This window comes from Pseudooceanicola sp. NS-SX9 (assembly GCF_057380705.1).
Map to the genome: position 1 here is coordinate 3,048,707 of NZ_CM170818.1, position 26,130 is coordinate 3,074,836.

At 68.7% G+C, this 26,130-nt stretch carries 16 protein-coding genes; 3 read left to right on the forward strand and 13 right to left on the reverse strand.

What is annotated here, in order from left to right; all coding sequences use genetic code 11:
- The first annotated feature begins 3 nt into the window (after nucleotides 1-3).
- Nucleotides 4-957: an isopenicillin N synthase family dioxygenase gene (locus tag AC2ITM_RS14470; RefSeq protein ID WP_486467334.1), complete on the forward strand. Its 954-nt coding sequence runs from the start codon at nucleotides 4-6 to the stop codon at nucleotides 955-957.
- A 247-nt stretch (nucleotides 958-1,204) separates the two neighbouring features.
- Here AC2ITM_RS14470 and AC2ITM_RS14475 read toward each other — a convergent pair whose 3' ends face one another.
- From AC2ITM_RS14475 to AC2ITM_RS14490, 4 genes are all read right to left on the reverse strand, one after another.
- A complete protein-coding gene (locus AC2ITM_RS14475) occupies nucleotides 1,205-2,083 on the reverse strand; it encodes a transglutaminase family protein (RefSeq protein WP_486467335.1) in 879 nt (292 codons plus the stop codon).
- A gap of 1 nt (nucleotide 2,084) precedes the next feature.
- Nucleotides 2,085-4,622: a circularly permuted type 2 ATP-grasp protein gene (locus AC2ITM_RS14480; protein ID WP_486467336.1), complete on the reverse strand. Its 2,538-nt coding sequence runs from the start codon at nucleotides 4,620-4,622 to the stop codon at nucleotides 2,085-2,087.
- 84 nt (nucleotides 4,623-4,706) lie between these two features.
- On the reverse strand, nucleotides 4,707-8,111 hold the full coding sequence (locus AC2ITM_RS14485) for a transglutaminase family protein (RefSeq protein WP_486467337.1): 3,405 nt from the start codon (nucleotides 8,109-8,111) through the stop codon (nucleotides 4,707-4,709).
- 172 nt (nucleotides 8,112-8,283) lie between these two features.
- A complete protein-coding gene (locus AC2ITM_RS14490; RefSeq protein ID WP_486467338.1) occupies nucleotides 8,284-8,781 on the reverse strand; it encodes a GNAT family N-acetyltransferase in 498 nt (165 codons plus the stop codon).
- 129 nt (nucleotides 8,782-8,910) lie between these two features.
- Between AC2ITM_RS14490 and AC2ITM_RS14495 the strand changes: the two genes are divergently transcribed.
- A complete protein-coding gene (locus AC2ITM_RS14495; protein ID WP_486467339.1) occupies nucleotides 8,911-11,283 on the forward strand; it encodes a Tex family protein in 2,373 nt (790 codons plus the stop codon).
- A gap of 184 nt (nucleotides 11,284-11,467) precedes the next feature.
- On the opposite strand, the gene yghX is transcribed toward AC2ITM_RS14495, so the two are convergent.
- The 9 genes from yghX to AC2ITM_RS14540 all read right to left on the reverse strand — a co-directional run bounded on the left by yghX (nucleotide 11,468) and on the right by AC2ITM_RS14540 (nucleotide 23,604).
- Nucleotides 11,468-12,355, reverse strand: a complete 888-nt coding sequence (gene yghX / locus AC2ITM_RS14500; RefSeq protein WP_486467340.1) for a YghX family hydrolase — start codon at nucleotides 12,353-12,355, stop codon at nucleotides 11,468-11,470.
- Between the two features lie 129 nt (nucleotides 12,356-12,484).
- Nucleotides 12,485-12,790: a hypothetical protein gene (locus AC2ITM_RS14505; protein WP_486467341.1), complete on the reverse strand. Its 306-nt coding sequence runs from the start codon at nucleotides 12,788-12,790 to the stop codon at nucleotides 12,485-12,487.
- 103 nt (nucleotides 12,791-12,893) lie between these two features.
- Complete coding sequence (locus AC2ITM_RS14510) at nucleotides 12,894-15,992, reverse strand: efflux RND transporter permease subunit (protein ID WP_486467342.1); 3,099 nt, start codon at nucleotides 15,990-15,992, stop codon at nucleotides 12,894-12,896.
- A 4-nt stretch (nucleotides 15,993-15,996) separates the two neighbouring features.
- The gene (locus tag AC2ITM_RS14515; protein WP_486467343.1) at nucleotides 15,997-17,217 is read right to left on the reverse strand and encodes an efflux RND transporter periplasmic adaptor subunit; all 1,221 of its coding nucleotides are present in this window, start codon (nucleotides 17,215-17,217) and stop codon (nucleotides 15,997-15,999) included.
- An 8-nt stretch (nucleotides 17,218-17,225) separates the two neighbouring features.
- The gene (locus AC2ITM_RS14520) at nucleotides 17,226-17,714 is read right to left on the reverse strand and encodes a GbsR/MarR family transcriptional regulator (RefSeq protein ID WP_486467344.1); all 489 of its coding nucleotides are present in this window, start codon (nucleotides 17,712-17,714) and stop codon (nucleotides 17,226-17,228) included.
- Between the two features lie 61 nt (nucleotides 17,715-17,775).
- Nucleotides 17,776-18,450, reverse strand: coding sequence for a TetR/AcrR family transcriptional regulator (locus AC2ITM_RS14525; protein ID WP_486467345.1), 675 nt, complete (start codon nucleotides 18,448-18,450; stop codon nucleotides 17,776-17,778).
- Complete coding sequence (locus AC2ITM_RS14530; RefSeq protein WP_486467346.1) at nucleotides 18,447-21,491, reverse strand: efflux RND transporter permease subunit; 3,045 nt, start codon at nucleotides 21,489-21,491, stop codon at nucleotides 18,447-18,449. The genes AC2ITM_RS14525 and AC2ITM_RS14530 overlap by 4 nt, the downstream gene beginning before the upstream one ends.
- Nucleotides 21,488-22,546: an efflux RND transporter periplasmic adaptor subunit gene (locus AC2ITM_RS14535; RefSeq protein WP_486467347.1), complete on the reverse strand. Its 1,059-nt coding sequence runs from the start codon at nucleotides 22,544-22,546 to the stop codon at nucleotides 21,488-21,490. Before AC2ITM_RS14535 ends, AC2ITM_RS14530 begins: the two co-directional genes overlap by 4 nt.
- A complete protein-coding gene (locus AC2ITM_RS14540; RefSeq protein ID WP_486467348.1) occupies nucleotides 22,543-23,604 on the reverse strand; it encodes an efflux RND transporter periplasmic adaptor subunit in 1,062 nt (353 codons plus the stop codon). Before AC2ITM_RS14540 ends, AC2ITM_RS14535 begins: the two co-directional genes overlap by 4 nt.
- A 370-nt stretch (nucleotides 23,605-23,974) precedes the next feature.
- Here AC2ITM_RS14540 and AC2ITM_RS14545 point away from each other — a divergent pair, with 370 nt between their 5' ends.
- The gene (locus AC2ITM_RS14545; RefSeq protein ID WP_486467349.1) at nucleotides 23,975-25,876 is read left to right on the forward strand and encodes a response regulator; all 1,902 of its coding nucleotides are present in this window, start codon (nucleotides 23,975-23,977) and stop codon (nucleotides 25,874-25,876) included.
- The last annotated feature ends 254 nt before the right edge of the window (nucleotides 25,877-26,130 follow it).

Below are 26,130 nucleotides of genomic sequence, written 5' to 3' on the forward strand. Positions count from 1 at the left end.
CCCATGTCCGCCACCCTTCCCGTCATCGACATTTCCGGCCTGTCGTCCTCGGACGCGGGCGAACGCCAGCAGGTCGCGGAAAAGATCCGCCGTGCCTGCCTGGCACATGGCTTTTTCTACATCTCGGGCCATGGCGTGCCGCAGGGCCTGATCGAGGCCGCGCTGGACCAGTCCCGGGCCCTGTTCGACCAACCCGAGGCCGCCAAGGATGCGCTGTCGAAGGCACAGTCCCCCTGCAACCGCGGCTATGAACATCTGGGCGGCCAGACCCTGCAGCCCGGCGCCCTGCCCGACCGCAAGGAAGGCTTTTACATCGGAGAAGAGCTGACCGCCCGCGATCCCCGCGTGGCGCAGGGCTGGTTCAACCACGGCCCCAACCAGTGGCCCGCCGACCTGCCGGGCTTTCGCCCCACCATGATGGCCTATTACGCGGCGCTGGAAACGCTGGGCGGCACGCTGATGCGCGGCCTTGCCCTGTCGCTGGACCTGCCCGAGGACTATTTCGCAGGTTTCACCGACCAGCCGCTGTGCACCCTGCGCCTGCTGCATTATCCCCCCGCCCAGCCCGATGTCGAAGGCGAGATGGGCGCCGGTGCCCATACCGATTTCGGCGGCCTGACGATCCTGCTGCAGGGCGGCGTCGGCGGTCTGCAGGTGATGGGAGAGGACGGCCAATGGATCGAGGCCCCGCCCCTGCCCGGCACCTATGTGGTGAACCTGGGCGACATGATCGCGCGCTGGACCAACGGGCACTACCGCTCGACCCTGCATCGGGTGATCAACCGATCCGGGCGGGAACGCTATTCGGTGCCGTTCTTCTACACCGGCCATCCAAAGCACGAAGTGTCCTGCATCCCCACCTGTCTGGTCGGAGAGGAAACCGCCAAATATCCCCCCATCACGGTGGAAGAACATCTGCGCGCCATGTACGCGCGCACCTACAAGGCCGCGAGCTGAGACCGCGCGCGCCCCGGGCCGCAACGCCTGAACCATCCGGGCGGCAGCACCTGCCCGCCCCCGACGCGGCAGCGCCTGAACCATCCGGGCGGCAGCACCTGCCTGCCCCCGGCACGGCAGCGCCTGAACCACCCGGGCGGCGGCGCCTGCCCGCCCCCCGGCGCGGCAGCACCTGAACCAGCCCCGGGCGACAACGCCTTCCGCCCTCAACGCGGCAGCGCCTGAACCACCCCGGCGCAGCGGCGCCTCAGTCGACCGCCACCACGTCCACCGCCTGCGAACTGCTCTGACCGCCGGCGATGCGCAGCGCGCCCTTCACCGGGGCCACGTCGAAGTAGTCGCGCCCGTAGCCGATGACGATGTGGTCCTGGCCCGCGCGGATCGCGTTGGTCGGGTCGAACTCGACCCAGCCCATGTCCTGGCCGCACCAGGCACGCACCCAGGCGTGCATCGCATCGGCGCCTTCCAGGCGCTCCTGCCCCTCGGGCGGCAGGGTCCGCAGGAACCCCGAGACATAGCCCGCCGGGATCCCCAGCGAGCGCAGCGCGCAGATCGCGATATGGGTGAAATCCTGGCAGACCCCGCGTTTCAGGTGAAACGCCTCTTCCAGCGGGGTATCGACCAGCGTGGCGGTGGCATCGAAGGTCATCCGCTCGTGCAGGGCCAGGCTGACGGCCTCGGCCGCCGACAGCGCCGTTTCCGCCCGCCGCGCCACCTTGGCCGCCCAGTCCGACACCGCGCGATGCACCCCCACCCGGGGCGAGCCATACAGGTAGTTCTGCGGCGCATCCCCCAGAACCGAGGGATGCCCGGCCAGCTCGGCCTCGAAGCGGGTGCGGTCGGGCGACACGTCCAGCCCCAGGTCCTGTTCCAGCCGCTCGACCCGGGCGTTCATCTCGAAGCGGGTTTCCGACAGCGGCACGCCATAGGTGACCTCGGTGCATTCGTTGCCGAAGAAATCCACCCGGCACAGCTTTTCCGGCGGCGCGGGATCGAGCCGCAGCGAGGCATGGTGCACCCGTTGCAGCCCAGGAATGTCGCGCGGCATCAGCCGCAGGATGTGGCGGCCCACATCCGCCGGGGCCTGGTATTCATAGGCGATGCGCAGACGGATATCGTAGAGCATGTTACCTCAGGTAGGTCTCGGCCAGCAGGCCCGACAGCCGCATGGTCGCCGCCACGATATCCTGCAGGCGTTCGATGTCGATCTCTTCGGGCTGGGCGATGGCCAGATCGGTATCAAGGCGCAGGACCTCGCGGCGGATGGGGGTCATGTGGGGATGCAGCCCCGCCTCTCCCATCCGTTCCAGGCCATCGAGCTGGCGCAGCATCTCGCGGCACTGGGCCAGCACCGAGCGCGGGTTTTCCGGGTCCAGCAGCAGCAGGCTCAGGACGCTTTCGCGCGAGGTGACGCTGGGAAAGCGGTGGCGGTGGGTCATCACCGCATCGCCCGCCTCGATGGCGATGCCCAGGGCGCCCTCGGCGGCGGTCGGATGGGTAAAGACCTGCAACATCAGCGCATTGCCAGAGGCGCGTTCGACCGCCCGCCCCAGGCTGAGGAACCGCCAGCCCGCGCCATGGTACATGTTGTCATGCACCAGCCCCGAGAAGCCGGAAATCTTGCGCAGGAACACCGACATGGCGCGCGCCGCATCATCGCCGGGCCGCAGCCGGGGCCCGATCCGCTGGGCGCTGCGCTGCAGGTCGGTCAGCGCGTTCCACCCGTCGGTCGAGAACCGGTCGCGGATGTTGCCGGCACTGGTCAGCGCCGCCTGGATGTCATAGCGCAGCCCGTCGGGGAAACACTGCGCCGTGTCCAGGTTCATCGTGCCCAGCGTCGTCGACAGCAACTCCATCAGCGGCAGGTCGGTGCGCCCGCTTTCCGCCAGCCGCAGGTGCCAGGCGCGCAGCAGGCGGAATTTCTGCTCGACCCGTTCGGAATAGCGGCCCAGCCAGAACAGGTTGTCCGCCGCCCGCGTCGGCAGCGCCCCCAGCTGCGGGGTGACATGGCGGGGCGTCGATTTCGACAGCAGCGTGTCGTCCTCGGGCTCTTCGGGGCAGACCACCCAGACATCGGAAACCGAGCCCCCCTTCTGCACCGAGATATCGGCCGAGGCATCCGCAGGCCCGATGCGCGCAAAGCCGCCCTGCATGACCTGCCAGCCCTCGGCCCCGCGCGCCAGGATGACGCGCAGCGACACCGGGCGGGGCTCCAGCCGGCCCTCGGGGGTGAAGGCGGGGGCCGTGGACAGCGAGACGATCTCCTGCGCGGCCAGGCGGCCTGAGGCCTCGTCGATCATGGCAGGATCAAAGGGCTTGCCGCGGCGGGTTTCGCCGGCGATCACCACGTCGGGGCCGTGATCGAAAGGCAGCCGGTTCGACAGCGCCCGGTCGATGGTCATCCGGCCCGCGTTGGCCTTGACGTAATCGCGGGCCTCCTCGGCGCCGCACCACCAGGTGGCGATGTTGGGAATGGCCAGATCGCGGCCCAGCCATTCGCGGGCGATCCGCGGGATATAGGCCATCAGCGCGCGGGCCTCCAGCACGCCGGAGCCGGGGGCGTTGACCATGGTCAGGTTGCCCGCCCGGATCGCCCCCAGGATACCCGGGGTGCCCAGCTGCGAATCCTCGTTCAGCTCCAGCGGGTCCAACCAGCCACTGTCGAGCCTGCGCCACAGCACCGAGACCGGTGACAGCCCGCCCACGGTCTGCACCATCAGCTTGCCGCCCCGAACCACCAGATCCTCGCCCTGGACCAGCAAAAAGCCCAGGTAGCGCGCGATATAGGCGTGTTCGAAATAGGTGTCGTTCATCGGGCCCGGGGTCAGGATGGTGACCCGGCTGCCGTCATTGTCGCGCAGGCCCAGCAGCGCATCGCGGAAGGCGCGGAAGAACCCCGCCAGCCGCGCCACATGGCTGTCCGAGATGATGTCGGGAAAGCTGCGCGAGGTCGCCATGCGGGTTTCCAGCGCGAACCCCGCCCCCGAGGGCGCCTGCGCGCGATCCCCCAGCACCCACCACTTGCCATTCGGACCACGGCCGATGTCGAAGGCCACCATATGCAGGTAATGGCCCGATTTCGGCGCCACCCCCACCATCGGGCGCAGCCATTCGGGGTTCGCGGCCAGCAGTTCCGGCGGGACCAGCCCCTGTTCCACCAGTTGCCCGGGCCCGTAGAAATCGGCCATCATCCGTTCCAGCAGGTCGGCGCGCTCGATCAGCCCCGCCGAGATCGTCTGCCATTCGGCCTCGGCGATCAGCAGCGGCAGGTGCGACAGCGGCCATTCGCGTTCCTCGTGGGCATCGGGGCCGTAGTGGCGAAAGAACACCCCCGCATCGCGCAGGTACTGGGTGCCGCGGGCCTGCGACAGGGCCACCTCGTCCGGCGACAGCCGCGCCAGGCGGTCCAGGAAGGGCTTCCAGACCGGGCGGATGCTGCCCGCCTCGTCCATCAGCTCGTCCGGGACGCCGGGGGTGGGCTGGTAATCGGCCAGCAGCTCTTTCAGGCGCGCGGCACGGGCGGCCGCGACGGCGCCGGGCGGCTGGTCGGGCTGGCGGGCCTCGACCGAAGGGGCGGCGGGGGCGGCGCTGCGGGGCGTGCCTTGCAGGGATTGCGACATGGAAGAGGTTTGCAGGTCATCCTGCCGCGGCGTTTCCGCGGTCATGCCCGTGCCCCCCGGGACAGAAGCGCTGCTGCCATGTCACCCCCCTTTGAAATGAAGGGGCCGGGGAAATCCCCGGCCCGCTTCCTAGATGCCAGCCGGACGCCGAAGGTCAAGGGTCAGCGGGAATTCCCCGTGCCGGATTTCCTGCGGCGGCATGTACAATCCCGGCGTGTGGCCGCGTGCCTCAAAGCGCGCCAGTCGGCGGGCCTCGGCCTCGTTGGCGTTGACGGGGAAGGTTTCATAGTTGCGCCCGCCCGGGTGGGCGACGTGGTAGGTGCAGCCGCCGATGGCGCGCCCCGACCAGCTGTCGAAGATATCCAGCGTCAGCGGCGTGTGCACCGGGATCACCGGATGCATCGCCTCGGGCGGCTGCCATGCCTTGTAGCGGATGCCGCCGACCACCTCGCCAGAGGTGCCGGAGGCCACCATCGGCACCCGCCGGCCATTGCAGCAGACCACGTAACGGCTGGGATCAAGCGAGGTCAGCTTGACCTGAACCCGCTCGGTCGAGCTGTCGGTATAGCGCACCGTGCCGCCGATGGCGCCGGTTTCCCCCAGCACGTGCCAGGGTTCCAGCGCCTGCCGCAGTTCCAGATGCACGCCGTCATATTCGGCCTCGCCGCAGAAGGGGAAGCGGAACTCGGACTGGGCCTCGTACCATTCGGGACGGAAATCAAAGCCATGGCGGCGCAGATCCCCCAGCACATCCATGAAATCCTGCCACAGGAAATGCGGCAGCATGAAGCGATCATGCAGCGTGGTGCCCCAGCGGGTGAAATCGCCGCCGATGGGGTTGTTCCAGTAGCGCACCAGCAGGGCGCGGATCAGCAGTTGCTGGGCCAGCGACATGCGGTAATCGGGGGGCATCTCGAAGCCGCGGAATTCCACCAGGCCCAGTCGGCCGGTGGGACCATCCGGCGAATAGAGCTTGTCGATGCAGATCTCGGAACGGTGGGTGTTGCCGGTCACGTCCACCAGCAGGTTGCGCAGCAGACGGTCGGTCAGCCACGGCAGCGGCTGCAGGCCCTGCCCCGGCGCCGGGATCTGCGCCAGCGCGATCTCCAGTTCGTAAAGGTTGTCGGCCCGCCCCTCGTCCACCCGCGGCGCCTGGCTGGTCGGCCCGATGAAGAGGCCCGAGAACAGGTAGCTCATCGAGGGATGCCGCTGCCAGTGCAGCACCAGCGATTTCAGCAGGTCCGGGCGGCGCAGGAAGGGGCTGTCGTTGGTCGAGGCCCCGCCGACGACGACGTGGTTGCCGCCGCCCGTGCCGACATGCTTGCCGTCGATCATGAACTTGTCGGCGCCCAGACGAGAATTGCGCGCATCCTCGTAGACGCCCGCGGTGATCTGCTTGCAGTCCTCCCAGCTGGTTGCGGGGTGGATGTTGACCTCGATCACGCCGGGATCGGGGGCGACGCGGATGACGTTGATGCGCGGATCGTTGGGCGGTGCGTAGCCCTCGATATGGACCGGCAGGCCGACCTCTTCGGCCGCGTGTTCCGCGATCGAGAGCAGCTCCAGGTAATCCTCGATGGTCTGCACCGGCGGCATGAAGACGCAAAGCCGCCCGTCGCGCGGTTCCACCGCCAGCGCGGTGCGGACATAGCCGCCGATGGATTCGCCCACGTATTGCTGCAGCTGCATGTCCTGGGTGCGGCCGTCCTCGCGGAAGCTGGCGCGGGCCTGCTCGCTGTCGGCGGTCTTGCCCTTCAGCGCCGCCATCTCCATCGCGGCGGCCTGCGCGCCCGAGGGATGTTCGCCCTTGCGGACCCGGCGTTCGAAATCGGGCAGATCACCGCGCGGGATCGTCGGATCGGCGGGGTGGATATAGGGATAGACCGCCGGCGACAGGTAGGGCAGCGACGACAGCGGCATCCGGTAGCCCACGGGGCTGTCCCCCGGAACCAGATACAGGAAGCCCCGGCGGAAGCGCCACAGTTCCGTCTGCCAGCGCCCCGAGGACGACCGCCCCTGCCAGCGCTGCACCGGCAGGATGTAGCCCGAAGGCTTGGTCAGGCCGCGATCAAAGACCTTGGCGATGCGGTGGCGGGCCTCGGCGTCCTCCAGCTTGGAATTGGCGGGGGTCACGTTGTCGGGCAGCTGGGCTTCTTTGAGGATCCATTCGGCCGGATCCTCGAAGGCGGGCGTCACGCAGTCCTCGTCCAGGTTCAGCCCCTTGGCCATGGCCTTCAGCAGCTTCTCGGCCTCTTCGGGGCCCACCTCGGCCTTGTGGGTCTCGTCCGCGATCAGCGATCCCTCGTGCCAGATCGGCTTGCCGTCACGCCGCCAGTAGAGCGAGAAGGTCCAGCGCGGCAGCGTCTCGCCGGGGTACCACTTGCCCTGGCCGTAATGCAGGAAGCCGCCGGGCGCGAAACGCTCGCGCAGGCGGCGGATCAGCTTGTCGGCCAGGCCCCGCTTCATCGGACCGACGGCGGCGGTGTTCCACTCGGCGCTTTCGAAATCGTCGATCGAGACGAAGGTGGGTTCCCCCCCCATGGTCAGGCGCATGTCGGCAGCGGTGATCGCCTGGTCCACCTTGTCGCCAAGGGCATCCAGCGCCTCCCAGGAGTCATCCGAGAAGGGTTTCGTGATGCGCGGGGTTTCCGCGACCCGCGTCACCGTCATGTCGAAATCGAATTCGACCTTCAGCCCTTCATCCGCCGAATACCCCCCCGAGATCGGCGCCGCATTGCGGTAATGCGGCGTGGCGGCCAGCGGGATGTGGCTTTCGCCGGTCAAAAGCCCCGAGGTCGGATCAAAACCGATCCAGCCGGCGCCGGGCAGGTAGACCTCGCACCAGGCATGCAGGTCGGTAAAATCGACCTCGGTGCCCGACGGGCCATCAAGGGACTTCAGGTCGGGCTTCAGCTGGATCAGGTAGCCCGAGACGAAGCGCGCCGCCAACCCCATGTTGCGCAGGATCTGCACCAGCAACCACGAGGTATCGCGGCACGATCCCTTGCCTTCCTCGAAGGTTTCCTCGGGCGTCTGCACGCCGGGTTCCATGCGGATCGTGTATTCGATCTCCTGCGACAGGCGCATGTTCAGCGCCACCAGCATGTCGACGGTGTTCTGCGGGGTCCGGTCCAGCGTCTTCAGGAAGGCCTTCAGATGCGGCCCGACCTCTTCCGGGGTCATGTAGATCGACAGATCGTCCTGGATGTCCTCGGGGTAGGTAAAGGGCCAGGTCTCGGCGACTTCCTCGACGAAGAAGTCGAAGGGGTTGTAGACCGACATGTCGGCCACCACGTCGACCTCGATCTTGAATTCGCGCACCGGCTCGGGGAAGACAAAGCGCGTCTGCCAGTTGCCGTAGGGATCCTGCTGAAGGTTCACGAAATGGTTGTCCGGCGTCACCTTCAGGCTGTGGGAAATCACCGGGGTCCGGGAATGCGGCGCCGGGCGCAGACGGATGATCTGCGGGCCCAGCGTCACCGGACGGTCGTATTTGTAATGGGTTACGTGATGAATCGCCGCCTTGATCGCCATGAGACTTTCCGCTTGTTGCCCCCAGAGGTTAACCTTCCACGGTTCCCTCCCGCCTACAAACGAATGTGCATGAGCATCGCTCACGCAAAGTCAACTGCCCCGCATCTGCCCGTTGCCTGATCACTTCCGCAACGTGACCCGGGGGCCGCAGGGGGATCTGTGTCAGGCGGCCTCAGGGGGTGTCGAAGGCGGGCGCATAGGCCAGCGTGCCGCGCGCGGGCGCCCCGCCAAAGGGCATCTGCAGCACGAAGCGCGGCGCCACCCCCGGCAGCAGCAGCCCCGGATCATGGGTAAAGCCAAAGCGCGCGTACCAGCCCGGATCGCCCAGCACCACGCAGCCCGCCGCCCCCTCGCGCCGCAGCCGGTGCAGCCCCTCGCGCAGCAGGGTACGGCCGATGCCGCGGTGCTGGCGGTCAGGGCGCACGGCAATCGGCCCCAGCCCCAGCCAGCCGCCCGCCTGCCCGTCCAGCGTCACCGGGGAAAACGCCGCATGGGCCACGACCTGCCCGCCTTCCTCGACCACCAGCGACAGCCGCAGGTCCTGATCGGCCCGCAGGCGTTCGACAATGGCGCCCTCTTGCCCGCGGCTGTGCGGATGGCTGGCAAAGGCCGCCGCAATGACCTGCGCGATGGCCGCGTGATCCCCCGTTTCCTCGTCCCTTATGCGCATGTTGCCCCCCTTCGTCCCCGCGCCACCCTGCCACGGCGACTGCCGCAGGGGAACCGGCCTGCCACTGCCGATCCCGGGGAAGAGGCTTGGCGGACACGCCCCCGCTGGCTAGAACGATACACCCGAGCCATGGAGGACCCGTTGGACAAGACCGCTCCCGAAACCGCCACCCGCATCGCCGCCCGCATCGCCTCGGAAATCGGCGCCCGTCCGCAGCAGGTGACCGCCGCCGTGGGTCTTCTGGACGAGGGCGCCACCGTCCCCTTCGTGGCCCGCTACCGCAAGGAGGTCACCGGGGGCCTCGACGACACCCAGCTGCGCACCCTGGCCGACCGCCTCTCCTACCTGCGCGAACTGGAAGACCGCCGCGGCGCCATCGTCAAAAGCATCTCGTCCCAGGACAAGATGACCGATGCGCTGGCACGCTCGATCGCGCAGGCCGACACCAAGGCCGAGCTTGAGGACATCTACCTGCCCTACAAGCCCAAGCGCCGCACCAAGGCGATGATCGCCCGCGAACGGGGGCTTGAACCGCTGGCCGAGGCGATCCTGGGCGATCACGGCAAGGACCCCGAGGCGCTGGCGCAGACCTACCTGAACGCAGAGGTCGCCGACGTGAAGGCGGCCCTCGATGGCGCGCGCGACATCCTGACCGAACGCATGGCCGAGGACGCCGACCTGCTGGGCCGCCTGCGCGGCTGGATGCAGCGCGAGGCCGTTCTGACCGCCAGGGTCGTGCCCGGCAAGGAACAGGAAGGCGCCAAGTTCTCGGACTATTTCGCCCATGTCGAGGACTGGTCCAAGGTCCCCAGCCACCGGGCGCTGGCCATGCTGCGCGCCGCCAATGAAGGCATCCTGACGGTCGAGGTCACGCCCCCCGAAGATGCCGCCGACCGCCCGGTTGAGATGATCTCGGCCCAGCTTCATGCCTCCGGCAACGGCCCCGGCGACCAGTGGCTGCGCAAGGTTGCGGGCTGGACCTGGCGGGTGAAACTGTCGCTGTCGATGACGCTCGATCTGATGTCGGACATGCGCACCCGTGCCCATGAAGAGGCGATCACCGTCTTCGCCCGCAACCTCAAGGACCTGCTGCTGGCCGCCCCCGCCGGCACCAAGGCGACGCTGGGCCTCGATCCCGGCATCCGCACCGGCGTCAAGGCCGCCGTGGTCGATGCCACCGGCAAGCTGCTGGCAACCGACACGCTCTACCCGTTCCAGCCCAAGAACGACATGCGTGGCGCCCAGCAGGGCATCCTGGCGCTGATCGCCAAGCACGGGGTCGAACTGATCGCCATCGGCAACGGCACTGCCTCGCGCGAGACGGAAAAACTGGTCGCCGATACGCTGAAGATGATCCCCGACCATGTGAAGAAACCCCAGAAGGTCGTGGTCAGCGAGGCCGGCGCCTCGGTCTACTCCGCCTCGGAACTGGCGGCGAAGGAATTCCCCGGCCTCGACGTCAGCCTGCGCGGCGCGGTGTCGATCGCGCGGCGCCTGCAGGACCCGCTCGCGGAACTGGTCAAGATCGAACCGAAATCCATCGGCGTCGGCCAGTACCAGCACGATGTCGACCAGCACCGCCTGACGAAATCTCTGGAAGCGGTGGTCGAGGATGCGGTGAACGCCGTGGGCGTCGATCTCAACACCGCCTCGGCGCCGCTGCTGGCGCATGTCTCGGGCCTCGGCGCGTCGCTGGCCGAAGCCGTCGTCGCGCATCGCGAGATGAACGGCGCCTTCACCTCCCGCAAGGAACTGCTGAAGGTCTCGCGCCTGGGTCCCCGGGCCTTCGAGCAATGCGCGGGCTTCCTGCGCATCCGCGACGGGGCCGAGCCGCTCGATGCCTCCTCGGTCCACCCCGAGGCCTATGGCGTCGCCCGCAAGATCGTGACCGCCTGCGGCCGCGACCTGCGCGACATCATGGGCCGCCCCGAGGCGCTGAAGGGCCTGCGCGCCGAACAATTCGTCGATGACACCTTCGGCCTGCCCACCGTGCGCGACATCCTGTCAGAGCTTGAAAAACCCGGCCGCGACCCCCGCCCGACCTTCAAGACCGCGACCTTCGCGGAAGGCGTCGACCAGATCACCGATCTGAAACCGGGCATGGTCCTGGAAGGCACGGTCACCAATGTCGCGGCCTTCGGCGCCTTCGTCGACATCGGCGTGCACCAGGACGGCCTCGTCCATGTCAGCCAGCTGGCCGACCGCTTCGTCAAGGACCCGCACGAGGTCGTCAAGGCCGGCGACGTGGTCAAGGTCACGGTGACCGAGGTCGACGTCCCCCGCAAGCGCATCGGGCTCACCATGCGCAAGGACGGCGGCGCCTCGGCCCAGCAGGAACGCAGCTCCCGCGACGCCCAGCCGCGCCGCCCCGCCCCCGGCGGCAAACCCGGTGGCAAACCGGGCGGCAAGCCCGCCCCCCGCACGCCGCACAGCGCCGGCCCGAAATCCGAGGCCCCCAGCGCCCTGGGCGCCGCCCTGCTGAACGCGATGCGCAAGAAATGACGAAAGGGGCGGCCCCCAACGCCGCCCCTTCATTTTCTTGTTCCAAATACCTCGGGGGAGTCCGCCGCAGGCGGACGGGGGCAGCGCCCCCTCCCCCTCGGGCTTCCACGCCCCGGCCGCCATTTCTCAGGCCCCGCTCTCAGGCTCCCATTTCTCAGGCCCCCCGCTCTCAGGCCCCCCGCTCTCAGGCCAGGTACTTGCCGAACCACCCGATCGTCCGCGACCAGGCCAGTTCCGCCTGTTCGGGATCGTAGCGCGGGGTGGAATCGTTGTGGAACCCGTGATTGGCGCCTTCGTAGATATAGGCCTCATAGGTCTTGCCGCCGGCCTCCAGCGCCGCCTTGTAGTCCGGCCAGCCGGCGTTGACGCGCTCGTCCAGCCCGCCGTAATGGATCAGCAGCGGTGCCTGGATCCGCGCCACGTCCTCGACCTTGGGTTGCCGGCCGTAGAAGGGCACCGCCGCCCCCAGGTCCGGGAAGGCCACCGCCGCCGCATTGGCGACCCCGCCGCCATAACAGAACCCGGTGATCCCCACCTTGCCGGTGGTCATGTCGCTGCCCTGCAGATAGGTCACGGCGGCCAGGAAATCGTTCAGCAGCTTGCCCTGGTCCAGCTGGCTCTGCATCGCGCGGCCATCGTCGTCATTGCCGGGATAGCCCCCCAGCGGCGTCAGCCCGTCGGGTGCCAGCGCGATGAACCCGGCCTTGGCGACCCGGCGCGCAACATCCTCGATATAGGGGTTCAGGCCGCGGTTCTCGTGCACCACCACCACCGCGGGCAGCGGCCCCTCGGCCTTGGCGGGTTTCACCAGATAGCCGCGCACCTCTCCGTGCCCCTCGGGGGCGGGATAGGTGATGTATTCCGCATGAATGTCGGGATCGGTGAACGAGACCTGCTCGGCCAGGGCATAGTCGGGCTTCATCGCCTGGTAGATCGCGGCGGCGGACATGCCGCCCACCGCATAGGCCCCCGCGCCCTCCAGGAACTCGCGCTTGGAAATCATCCCGTGTGCGTAACGATCATAGAGCTGCAGCAGCTCCGGTCGGAAATCGGCAGAGGTCAGTCGAGTCATGCGCTTGGCTCCGGTCTGTCGGGTGTGAACCGGTCCAGACTTGCCCGTTTTGCGCGAGGGACAAACACCCCACTCACCAATATCACAGATTCGTGATCAGAGACCCGAGGTCCCGGGGCAGTGCCGCGTTCAGCCCCGGCGGGCCATCGCGGCAGGCGCCCGGTGCACCACGGCAGGCGCCGCCCGCCGCCGGACCGACAGCAGGCCAAGGCCCAGCACCAGCACCGGCATCGCCAAGCAATAGGTCAGGATCGACAGCAGCAACCCGGCCCCGGCCATATGGACCAGCACCGCCGCCACCAGCGCCAGGACACCCCCTGCCAGGGCCAAAACGATCCCCCGGGCCGGACCCAGCGGATCGGGCGTATCATCGAAAGTGCCGGCCTCGCGGTGCCGGCGGTCATACGGGTCATATCCGTGACTGTCGAATGCCATCTGGGTCCTCCAGGCTTCTCCCCAAGCCTACCGAGTCAAAGCTTAACGACTTATTGACCCGAATCCAGTCAGACCATCGGACTATGCGGCATTCGACGGAACGTCACACCGCATCGGGGGCCTTGGGGAACAGCCGCGCCACCCGGGCGCCCAGGGCTGCCACATAGGTCAGCAGCACCGGCACGACGACCAGCGTCAGCAAGGACGAGGAGATCAGCCCGCCGATCACCGCATGGGCCATCGGCGCATTCTGCCCCGATCCGCCGTGCAGGTTCAGCGCCAGCGGCAGCATCCCGAAGATCATCGCCAGCGTCGTCATCACGATGGGCCGGAACCGGGTCTGCCCGGCCGCCACCAGCGCGTCGAACAGATGCATCCCGCCGCGCACATGCTGGTTGGCATTGTCGACCAGAAGGATGGCGTTCTTCACCACCAGCCCCATCAGCATGATGAACCCGATGGCCGAGAACATGTTCATCGTCGAGCCCCCCACCAGCAGCCCCAGCATCACCCCCACCAGCGCCAGCGGCAGCGAGGACATGATGGCGAAGGGCTGCAGGAAGCTGCCGAACTGCGAGGCCAGCACCATGTAGATGAAGACCAGCGCCAGCAGCAGCGCCATGCCCGCAGTGGCCGAGGTCTCGGCAATGTCCTCGGCATCCCCGCCCATCGAGGCACGGTAGCCCGGCGGCACGGCCAGTTCGGCGATCTTCTTCTTCACGTCGGGGGTGACGTCGCCGGACTTGCGGCCATCCAGGTTCGCCTCGACGGTGACGGCGCGCTGACGGTCGATGCGGGTGATCTCTCCCGGGCCCGAGGCCGGTACGATCTGCGCGATCTGATCCAGCCGGATCACCCCGGTGCCGGCCGCATCCGTCACGATCGGCAGCGCCCCCAGGGCCGAGGGGTCCTCTCGGTCGCCCTTCGGCAGGCGCACGGTGACGTCGATGGACTTGCCCTCGGGGTCGGTCCAGTCGGCAACGCTGGAGCCCTCCAGCATCGGGTTCAGCGCATTGCCCACCTGCGCCAGGCTGACCCCCAGATCCGAGGCCGCGTCCCGGTCGATGCGCACCGACAGCGTCGGCTGCGGATCATCCAGCGTCGTCACCACGTCGACCAGCCCCGGGATGGTCCGCATGCTGGCGGCAAGCTGGTCCGCCAGCCGCGCCAGCACATCCAGATTGTCGCCATAGACCTTCACCTGCACCGGCGCCGAGATGCCGCCGATCCCGGGATCCGCCGCCACCTTGTAACGCGCCCCGGGCACCCCCAGCAGCGCCCGGCGGATCGGGCCGGTCAGTTCCTCGGGCGTGCGGGTGCGGGCCTCGGGGGGGCTCATCAGCGCATAGACCGTCGCCACGTTCGAGGCGCTGCGGGTGCCGGAATTCACGGTCGCATAGGTCGATGTCACCTCGGGGAAGGCGCGCAGCACGGCATCCACCTGGGCGATCTTCTCGGCGGTGCGGTCCAGGGTCGAGCCGACGGGCGTGGTGATTTCCACCTGGACCTCGGAATTGTCGGCGGGGGGGACGAATTCGGTGCCCACCAGCGGGAAGGTCATGATGCCCGCGACAAAGGCCGCCAGCGCCGCCAGCAGCGTCACCTTGCGCCAGCGCAGGCACAGGCGCAGCAGGCGGAGGTAAAGCCGCCCCAGCCCCTCGAAGGCGCGGTCGAACTGGCCGATGGCGCGGCCCACCGGCCCCCGCCGCACCCCCGGAACCGCCGTCGGGTCATACCAGACCGAGGACATCATCGGATCCAGCGTGAAGCTGACGAACAGCGAAATCAGCACCGCCACGGAAACGGTGATGCCGAATTGCAGGAAGAAGCGCCCGATGATGCCGTCCATGAAGGCCACCGGCAGGAAAACCGCGCAGATCGACAGGGTGGTGGCCAGCACCGCCAGGCCGATCTCGGTCGTGCCTTCCAGCGCGGCATCGTGGTGTGACTTGCCCATCTGCAGGTGCCGCATGATGTTTTCCCGCACCACGATGGCATCGTCGATCAGCAGACCCACCGACAGCGACAGCGCCATCATGGTCATCATGTTCAGCGTGAAGCCCAGGAAATAGATCGCCGCCATCGTCCCGATGACCGAGATCGGCAGCGTCAGCCCCGTGATCACCGTCGAGCGCCACGAGTTCAGGAACAGGAAGACGATCACCGTGGCCAGCAGCGCCCCCTCGACCAGCATCGAGCGCACCGAATGGAAGCTTTCCTCGACCGGTTTCGCATTGTCGCGCAGGATCTTCAGGTCGATGCCGTCATAGGCGGGCTCGCTCCGCATCTTCGCCAGTTCCTTGCGGACGGCTGCGGCGACGCTGACGGTGTTGGCGCCCTGCGTCTTCACCACGTCGATGGCCAGCGCCCGCTTGCCATCCAGCATCGCCAGACTGTCGGCATCGGCCAGGTCGGTGCCGATCCAGGCCACGTCGCCCAGCCGCACCGGCACGCCGCCGCGCTTGGCCACGATGACGTTCTGGAAATCCTGCAGCGCCCGGATCCGCCCCTGCACCTGCACCGACTGTTCCGAGCCGCCATCGGTGACGCTGCCCGCGGGAAGGTCGATCGTGTCGGCGGCCAGCGCCTGCGTCACCTCGGTCACGCCGATGCCCAAGGCCGCCTGGCGGTCGGGGTCGATGCGCACCTGCACCTCGCGCGGGCGCCCGCCCACGACAGAGGCCCGTCCCACCCCGTCGATATTGGCCAGCCGCGTCGCGATGTCGTCCTCGGCCAGCTGGGTCAGATCGCCGGGGCCGATGCTGGCGGAACTGACGCCGATCGACAGGATCGGCAGCTCGTTGGGATCAAAGCGCAGGATCTGCGGCGCCTCGGCCACATCCGGGAAATCGCCCGAGACCTGGTCGACCTTCTCGCGCACCTCCTGGGCGGCGGTGGCGCTGTCGACCTCAAGGTGGAAGGTCAGCAGCACCAGCGCGGAACTGGTCTGTGCCGTGCTCTCGATCGTGTCGAGCCCGGAAAGCGTCGAGACCGCCTCCTCGATGGGCTTGATGATGTCGCTTTCCACCCCCTCGGGCGTGGCGCCGGGATAAGAGGTGACGATGGCCACCACCGGGAAATCCACGTTCGGCAGCTGTTCGACCGGCAGGCGGGAATAGCTGAACAGGCCCACCACCAGCATCGCCAGCATGACCATCGTGGCAAAGACCGGCTGGCCGACAGAGATGCGCGTCAGGATCATCGGCTCAGTCCGTCTGCGGCTCGGGGATGCGGGTGATGCGGGCGCCGTCGCGCAGCCCCTCCATCGGCTGGGCCACCACCGTGTCGCCGGGCACCAGCCCCGAGGCGATCTCGGCCAGGCGGCCACCGTCCCAGCTGCGGGCGACGGTGACGGGCTGGCGCTGCGTGACATCGTTCACCAGCTTCAGCACGAAGGTCCCGTCGCGGTCGCTGCGCACCGCCGCGGCAGGCAGGCCCAGGGCATCGGGCTTTTCCTCCAGCACCAGCGCACCGGTGGCGAACATGCCGCCGCGCAGGGCCTCGTCGGGATTGGGCAGGCCGACATAGACCGGCAGCATCCGGGTGCCCTCGACCGCGACCGGGTTGATGCGGTCGACCTGCCCGGCAAAGCTGCGGCTGCCCAGACCTTCGACCGTCAGCGCGACCGGCTGGCCGGGGCGGATGCGCGGCGCATAGCGCACCGGCACGTTGGCCGCGAATTCCATCTGATGCAGATCGACCAGCGCGAACAGCTGCGTGCCGGTGGTGACGTAATCCCCCGGATCGACATCCCGGGCCGAGATCACCCCGGCAAAGGGCGCGGTGATTGCCGCCTTCGCCAGCGCATCGCGGGCGGTCGCCACCTGGGTCTCTAGCGCCTTCAGGCTGGCCGCCAACTGGTCGGCGCTGGCCTGGTCGGTCTCAAGCTGGGTCGAGGCCACGACGCCGCGCTTGACCATGTTGCGGGTGCGCTCCAGCTCGGCCTGGGCAAGGCGCAGCTGGGCGGCCGTCGCCTCGGCATTGGCCAGGCTCTGGTCGAGGGTGTTCTGCAGCGTTTCGGTGTCGATCTGCGCCAGCGGCTGACCTCGGGCGACGTGATCGCCCGCCCGCACCAGCACCTGCGCCAGCCGCCCCGAAACCTCGGCCGACAGATGCACCTGGCGCACCGGCGACAGCGCGCCGGTGACCTTCACCGTGTCACGCAGGGGCTGCGGCTGCAGCGTCACCAGCTCGGACGGCAGAAGCTGCATCGTGACCTGCGCTGCCTCGGCCTGGGGCGCGGGATGGGCGGCGCGCCCCTTTCGGATCATCACACCCCCCCCCGCCACCAGCACCAGCAGCAGCAGCACCCAGGGCCAGCGGCGGCGGCGCGGCGGCAGCCCCTGCGCCGCCCGCGCCCGGTTGCGCCGTTCGGCGCCGCTCAGGGCCCAGTCGGGTTTCTCGGGTGCCTGGGGTCGGTCGGACATGGCGGGTCCTAACGGATGCGGGTGTCGGGGGCGGGACAGGTCGTGCCACCGGCCTCGGCCAGGTGGTCGCGCCAGGTTTCGAGGAAATCGGCCGAGCGGCGGTAGAAGCCGGCAAAGTCGCGCACCCTTTGCCCCGCCGGCGCCTGATCCGGCGCGAACCGGTCCGAGACCTCCTCGATCCGGGCGGCATTGCGGCGAAAGCGCTGCGCGATCTGCGCCAGGATCTGTTCGTTCGGATGCTCGACCAGCATGTAGTGATCCTGCCGCTGCCCCATGGCAGCCACACGTTTCAGCGCGCCCTGGGATTCCAACAGCCGCGTATTGGTCGAGGCCGAGGCCTTCGAGACCTGCAAGCCTTCGGCAATCTGCTGAAGGCTGCGCGGCGCGCCCTCCAGCAGCAGGTAGGCAAAGATCTGTCCGGCGATGCGCGGCTTGCCCTGCTCCTGCAGGATCAGGCCCATCAGCGCGATGAAATCGGAGGCGGCGGTGTCACTCATGCCGGAAGGGTGGCAGATTCGCGCGCCTCGTTCAATTCAGACTGAACAGAGTGAACAAAGATCAGCTCAGGGCCCGGCGCAGACCGGCAGCGCGGGCGATCAGGCTGCCCTCGGGGGCCTCCAGCAGCGGCACCGGGCAGGCGGCCAGCCGGGCGGCCTCCTCCGGGGGCAGGCCCAGCAGGCGCAGCAGGGCCGCCACGACGGCGGGCGCCTCGGGGTCGCGCCCCTCGCAGGCGCGGCGCGATACCGACAGCAGCGCCATCTGGATGAAGTCCAGCGCCAGCGCCTGCGGCATGGCGCAGAACCGCCCCGTGCCGGTGCCCCAGTTCAGGTAGGGCGGGATGACCTCGTGCAGCAGGCTGGCGGGGGCGTCATGCGGCATGCCCATGCGGGCGTGGAAGGCCGCGATCAGCGGGTAGCGGCGGAAGGTGGCCAGAAAGGTCAGCAGGTCGCAGGCCAGGGCCTCGGCCGGATCATCCGAGGGGCTTTCCTGCGCCAGCACCAGCGCGATCAGTTCGCGCGCAACGGTCTGGCGGGCGGCCAGCAGGGCATCGTCGAGATGGGTGAAATAGGTGTAGAACGTGCCGCGCGCGACCCCGGCCTGGGCCACGATATCCTCGATCACCACGCCGCCGGGCCCCTTGGCGGCCATCGACAGGACCGCCGCCTCGACCAGCCTGGCGCGGGTCTTCTCGCGGCGCGAGGCGGCGGTGATCTTGCGGTGGTCGGGTCTCATGCGGTGTCCTTCGGTGGCCTGACCCCGAAGACCGCGCAGTAAAGCGCCGGCGCGAACAGCAGCGTGATCATCGTCCCCGCGATGATCCCGCCCATCATCGCATAGGCCATCGGGCCCCAGAACACCTGCCGCGAGATCGGGATCAGGGCAAGGCTTGCCGCGGCGGCGGTCAGCAGGATCGGGCGGGCGCGGCTGTCCGAGGCCTCGAACACCGCATCCCAGCGGCTGCGCCCCTTCGCCAGCAGGTCCTTCACCTCCTGGAACAGGATGATCGAGTTGCGGATCAGGATGCCGATCAGCGCCAGCACCCCCAGAATGGCGACAAAGCCCAGGGGCGCCCCCGAGGGCAGCAGCGCCGCCACCACCCCGATCAGCCCCAGCGGCGCCACCGCCAGCACCACGAACATCAGCCGGAAGCTTTGCATCTGCACCATGACCAGCGTCAGCATCACCAGCACCATGACCGGCACCACTGCCAGGATCGGCGCCTGGCTTTTGCCGCTTTCCTCGACCGCGCCGCCCGCGGCCACGCCGTAGCCCAGCGGCATCCGGGCGCGGAAGGCCGCGATCTGCGGTGCCAGGTCGGCGACGATGGTGGCGGGCTGGGTATCGCCCAGCACCGCGGCCTCGACCGTGATGGTGGGCACCCGGTCGCGCTGGTAGATCACCGGCTGTTCGGTGGTCCAGTCCAGCCGGGCAAAGGACGACAGCGGCACCGGCTGGCCGTCGGAATTGCCGAACTGCAGGTTCTCAAGCGTCGCAAGCGAGGTCCGGTCATCCTGCACGCCGCGGGCCAGAACCTCGACCAGCTTGTCGCCGTCGCGCAGATCGGTGACCGAGGCGCCCTCGAACAGGGAATAAAGGGCCTGCGCCACATCCTGCTGGGTCAGCCCCAGCTGGCGCAGCCGCGCCTGGTCCAGCTCGACCCGGACGACACGGGCGGGTTCGCTCCAGTCGAGGGTGATCGCGGTCAGACGCGGGTCCTTGCCCAGCACCCCCGCCAGGTCGCGCGCCGTGTCGCGCAGCACCGAAGGATCACTGCCCGAGACGCGGAACTGCACCGGCTTGCCCACCGGCGGCCCGAGCGAGAGGAACTTGGGATAGAATTCCACCCCGGCGGCCGCGGCATCATAGGCGCGGATCTTTTCGGTCAGGGCGTTGCGCGCGGCGATCCCCGGGGTCTGGATCACCACCTGCCCCATGTTGGGCGTCGCGGTGGGCGCATCCAGCGTCAGGATGAAGCGCGGCGCGGCGCGGCCCACGTAGGTTGACCAGTAGCTGGCCTCGGTCTGCTGGGCCAGCCAGGTTTCAAAGCCCTTGATGGCACTGTCGGTGGCGTCGAAATCGGCATTCTGGCGCAGCGTCACGTCGACCAGGATCTCGGGGCGGTCCGAGGTCGGGAAGAACTGCTGCTCGACATGGCGCAGCCCCACGACCGAGGCCGCGAAAACCAGCACCGTCAGCCCCAGCGTCACCCATTTGAACTGCATCGCCAGCCGCAGCGCGCGGTGGAAGGCGCGCCGGACCGGACCCGCCGCCTGCGTCTTGTGCTTCAGCGTCTTCGGCAGGAACGTCGCCCCCAGCACCGGCGCGAACAGCACCGCCACGCCCCAGCTGAGCACCAGCGAAATCGCGATCACGTAAAAGAGCGATCGGGTGTATTCCCCCGCCTGCGAACTGTTCAGCGCAATCGGGATGAAGCCCGCCACCGTCACCAGCGTGCCGGTCAGCATCGGGAAGGCGATCGAGGTCCAGGCGTAACTGGCGGCCTTCAGGCGGCTGTCGCCCTGTTCCAGCCGGGAAATCATCGTCTCGATGGCGATCATCGCGTCATCGACCAGCAGGCCAAGCGCGATGATCAGCGCCCCCAGCGACACCCGCTGCAGCGTCACCCCGATGGCATCCAGCAGCACGAAGGTGATCGCCAGCACCAGCGGGATCGACAGCGTGACGACCATCCCCGCCCGCAGGCCCAGCGACACGAAGCTGACCAGCAGCACGATGACCACCGCCTCGGCCAGGGCGCGCACGAAATGGCTGACGCTGTCGTCCACCACCTGCGGCTGGTCGGCTATGCGGGTCATCTCGATCCCCACCGGCAGCTGCGCCTTGACCCGGGTCATCAGCGCCTCCAGCTGCTGGCCAAAGTCCAGGATGTTCTCGCCCTCGCGCATGCCGATGGCCAGCGCGATGCCCTCGTGACCGTTGACGCGGAACAGCGACGAGGGCGGGTCTTCGTAGCCCGCCGTCACCGTCGCCACGTCCGAAAGCGTGAAGAAGGTGCTGCCTGCGCGCAGCGGCGCATAGGCCATGTCCTCGGCCGAGGTGAAATTGCCCGAGGTGCGCACCAGGATCTGTTCCGCCCCGGTGTGGATGATCCCCGAGGGCACGATGGCGTTCTGCGCCGCCAGCGTGTCCAGCACCGTCTGCTTGTCGAGGCCCAAAGCCGCCAGCCGGGCATTCGAGAATTCGATATGCACCACCGGATCGCGGGTACCGACCAGCTCGACCTTGCCGGCATCGGGCAGCTGCAGCACCTCGTCGCGCACCGCATCGACCTTCTTTTCCAGCTCGCGCGGGGAATAGCCGTCGCCGGTGAAGGCGTAGATCGAGCCATAGACATCGCCGAAATCGTCATCAAACGAGAAGCCGGTGAATTCATCGGGCATGTCGCCCTTGATGTCGGCCATCATCTGGCGGACCCGCAGCCAGATCTGCTCGACCTCGGCCGAGGGGGTGGTGTCGCGCAGCTCGACATAGACGACGGCCTGGCCCGGGTAGGTCACCGAATGGGTGTAGTCGAGCGTATCCAGCTCCTGCAACTTCTTCTCGATCCGGTCGGTGACCTGGGTGACGGTTTCCTCGGCTGTGGCGCCGGGAAGGGCGGCGCCGATCACCATGGTCTTGATGGCAAAGCTCGGGTCTTCCTCGCGCCCCATCGAGCTGTAGGCGAAGATCCCCGCCACCATCGACACGATCATCAGGAACCACACGAAAGAGCGGTGGTTCAGCGCCCAGTCGGACAGGTTGAAACGGCTCATTGTTCGCGCTCTCCGACGATCTGGCCTTCCTTCAGGGACTGCGCGCCGCGGGTGACGATCTCGTCCCCGACCTCGACGCCGTCGCGGATCTCGACGCGGTTGCCCAGCGCGGCGCCCAGCGTCACCGGCACCTCGACCACCGCGCGGCTGTCGAAGGTGACGCGCCAGACGCTGGGGGCATCGGCGGGGCCGGTGATGGCGGTCTTCGGCAGGGTGATGACCTCTTCTCCGGCGGGGGCATAGGTGGCGCGCACCAGCGACCCCAGCCGGAACATCGGCGTGCCGGGGGCGTCCGCGATCGCCAGCTTCAGCGTACGGCCGCGCAGCGTGTCATCGGCCACCGGTTCCACCAGCCGCAGGGTGGCGCGGGCGCTTTCGGCCTCGCCCTCCTGCCGGCGCAGGGTAAAGACCGCATCCTTCGGCAGCACCGCCAGGAATTCCGCCGGCACGTCGATCACCGCCTCGCGGCCCTGCACATCCGCCAGCGTCAGCACCGTCGTCCCCGAGGACACCACCGTGCCCGCCTCGACCGCCTTCGACAGCACGATGCCGTCATCGGGCGCGGTCAGCGTGGCATAGTCGAGCGCATCCTGCGCGCGGTCCAGATCCGCCTGCGCCGAGACAGCCGACGCGGCCGCGGAATCATAGCTCGCCCGTGCGCTCTCTAGGTCGGACTCGCTGGCAATGGCGCGCGCATGCAGCGACTGCACCCGCGTCCAGCTTTGCCGGGCATATTCCGCCTGCGCCTGCGCCGAGGCCAGCGCCGCGGCGGCCGCATCCACGTCCTCCTGCAGGCTGACCCGGTCGAGCGTCGCCAGCATCTGCCCCTTGTGCACCCGGTCGCCCACCTGCACCGACAGCGTCGCGATGCGGCCGACGGTCTGGAAGGCCAGCGCGGTCTCATGCGCGGCCTCGATCACGCCCGGAAAGGCGCGTTCGCGGGTCGGGTCGGCGCTGACGATCTCGGACACGACCGGCCGCGGCGCGCCGTCCTGCGCCTGCACCTGTCCCGCCAGCGGCATCAGCAACGCCAGCATCCGCAGCGTGATCCTCATTCGCCCGCCTCCTGCACCACGACCCGGCCGGGATACAGCCCCTGGGACCCCTGCCCCACCACCACGTCGCCATCGGCCAGACCCGCAGCGACGCGGATGCCGTCATCCGTGTAGGACCCGATGGTGATCGGCCGCAGCGCCACCTGCATGGTCTTCATGTCCACCGCCCAGACCGCCGGGCCCTGCGCCGTGGCGGTCAGCGCCGTCCAGGGCACGGTGATCGCCGGTGGCAGGGTCAGCGACAGCGCGCCCTCGACCGCCTCGCCGATGGTAAAGCCCTGCGCCGCCGCATCGTCGATGCGCACCTTGGTCGTGACCGTGCCATTGTCGGCCACCACCGGAGAGATCTCGGTCACCACCGCCGTCACCGCCTGATCCGTGCTGCCGGTCACCGGCCGGATCGTCACCCGCGCGCCCATCGCCTGGTCCAGGTCCTCCATGTCGGGGGCCAGAAAGACCGCCTGGCGGCCGCTCAGCCCGGCCAGCGTCACGATCGCCGTGCCCGCCCCCACCACCTGCCCCGGCTGGGCGGACCGCGCCGTCACCACCGCGTCCTCGACCGCGCGCAGCACGGTGTCCTCGGCGGTGCGGGCGGCGGCGGCGCGCTGCGCCTGCGCCTGGTCACGCGATCCCTTCGCCGTCAGGTAGCTTTCGGTGGCACTGTCCAGATCCGCCTGCGTGCCCGAGCCGCGTTCCAGCAGCCCCTGCGCCCGGTCACGCGCCTGTTGCGCCTGCACCAGCCCCGCCTGCGCCGCATCCAGCGCCGCCTGGGCCGAACGCAGCGCCGCCTCGGCCTGGGCGGGATCGACGCGGGCGATCTCGTCGCCGGCATGGACCACATCGCCCACATCCACCGAGACCGAGATCACCCGGCCGCCATCGCGGAACCCGGCCGAATAGCTTTCCACCGCCTGGATCGTGCCGGCCAGGCGGAAGGGCTGGCTTTGCGGGCCGGTCTTCACGGTGACCAGCTGCACCGGCAGCGCCTCGCGCGCCTGCAGCAGGCCGGGCGCCGCCAGAAGGGCACAGGTCGCGGCGATGGACAGGGGAAACCTCATGGCACCTCCGGGACGGATTGGCGGGCCCCTGACGCGACAGGCCGGGGGCCGTTGCGTTCACCTCGCCTCAAATTGACGTGATTGTCAAGATGACACCAATGTCATTTCATTGGATGTCATCGCCCGGACAAAGGGCCGTAGGGCAACCCTAACGCAGACCGCAGACCGGGCCATGGCACGGATTGCCGCAGGGGCAGGACGCGCGGCCCCAGGCCGACAAAGGGGGACAAAATCGACAGAGCCCGGTACAACCCGGCCGATCCTGACATTTCGATGCAACAATTCATTTGCAACGGATCGTTTCCCGAGTACCTTCGCGCCGAGCGGGCAGGCCCCGCGCAACCCTGCCCTATCGAAGACCCGGAATTCCATGCCCAAGGAGCGCTCTGCCTCGACCCCCAGCGTCAGGACCTCTCTCGCGCGCCTGCTGCAGCACCGCCTGGGCCAGATCGGCCTGGCGGTAGTGGCCGTGGTCTGTCTGGGGATGGTTCCGATGCTGAACCTGCTGGTCAGCAACCGCTTCTCGGAGGCGCAGATCGCCGCCAACCAGCTGCCGAGCGCCCTGCAAAACCTGGAGCGGACGCTGGGCTACGACGGATTCATCCACAATTTCAAGAACTACATCCTGCGCCCGACCGAACCCGCCTACTATAGCCGCGCCGTCAGCGACTATGATGCGGCCATGACCGAGATCGAGCAGATCCGCAGCCTGGTCGCCCAAATGAACCGGCCGCTGGACGTGACGGCGCTGGAACGCACCCTGACCGCCTATCGCAACAACCTAGAGGTCGCGCGGCGGGCCATCGCGGCGGGCGAAAGCATCCATGATGTCGACACCCTGGTGCGCTACAGCGATGCCGACGCCCGGGCCGATATCGATTCCATTCATGTCCAGGCCCAGGCCGCGCTTGATGACTGGCTGACCCGCGACCGGCTGACCGCCCGGCTGATGATCCTGGGGCTGTCGCTGCTGCTGTTTGCCATCGCCGCCACCGTGATCACGGCGCTGATCGCCGCCCGCAATGCCCGCCGCGCCCGCCAGCACGAAGCGACCGAGCTGAAGGAACGCATCAACGCGGTCGGGGAACTGACCTCGGGCATCGTGCATGACGTCAACAACCTTCTGGCCACGGTCTATTACGCGCTGGAACTTGCCCTGGGCGACGACATCCCCGAGACCTCGGCCAAATTCCTGCAAAGCGGCCGGCGCGCGATCGAGCGCGGCCAGGCGCTGACGACCAAGCTGCTGGCCTTTGCGCGGCCGAACCCGGGCACGCCCGAGACCCGGCTGGCCTCGGATCTGTTCGCAGCCCTGCAGGCCCGCCTGCAACCCGGGCTGCCCCCGGGCCTGCGCCTGCACATCGATGTCGCCGACCCGGGCCTGACCGTCCATGCCGACCCCGAACAGCTGTCGGCGGCGCTGGCCAGCCTGGTGCTGAACGCGCAAGAGGCAATGCTGGCCTCGGGGCGGGGTCAGGTGATCACGCTGTCGGCGCGCGCCAGCCGCGGCCCCAAGACCTTTCGGCAGATCGACGCCAACACCACCCGCCCGGCCCTGGGCCTGGCCGGAGCCGAGCTGTCGCGCAACACCTCTCGCGGCCATGTAGAGCTGACGGTCTCGGACGATGGTCCGGGGATGAGCCCGGACATCCGCCGCCGCGCCTTCGAGCCCTTCTTCACCACCAAGCCCGACCATGCCGGATCGGGGCTCGGCCTGCCGATCACCTACAGTTTCATCCAAAGCGCCGGCGGCGACATGAAGATCACCGCCGGAACCGGCACCGGCACCGCGGTGCACCTGCTGCTGCCGCGCGGCAGCACCCCGCCCCGAACTGAACCGGCCCCCCGGCCCGCCCCCGAGCCCGCCCCTGAACCCGCGCGCACAGGCCCTCCCCGCATCCTTCTGGTCGAGGACGATCCCAACCTGCGAGAGCTGATGCGGATCACCCTGGAAAACGCCGGCTTCGAGCTGCACCTGGCCGATGACGGCAACAGCGCCCTGGAGCAGATACGCACCGGAGTGGCCTTCGACCTGCTGCTGACCGACATCATCATGCCCGGCAGCATCGATGGCTTCCGCCTGGCCGAACATGCCCGCCGCCTGCATCCCGGCGTGCCCATCCTGTACCAAAGCGGCAATACCGGCGCCGACCTGACCGAACGTATGACGGTGAAGGCGCCGGTCTTGCTGAAGCCCTGCGCGCCGGACGATCTGGAGACCGCCATCCGCACCGCGCTCGCCCTTGCCCGGCAGCACCCCCCGGAAGGCTGAGGGCCGCGTCGGGTGATCCGGCAGGGCTTCAATTCGTCCCTCGCCCGGGCCATGCGTCCGGGAAGGGATGAACGCCTTTTCCAGGCCATAGGCGGCCTCTTTCCAGGCCATAGGCGGCCTCTTTCCAGGCCATAGGCGGCCTCTTTCCAGGCCATAGGCGGCCTCGGCCGGCCCCGCGTCGCGCATGCGCTCTCGAAGGCGCTCCTTGGGTGCCGGGCTGGCGCTGCCGGTTGCACACGTCCTGTCATTCGGCA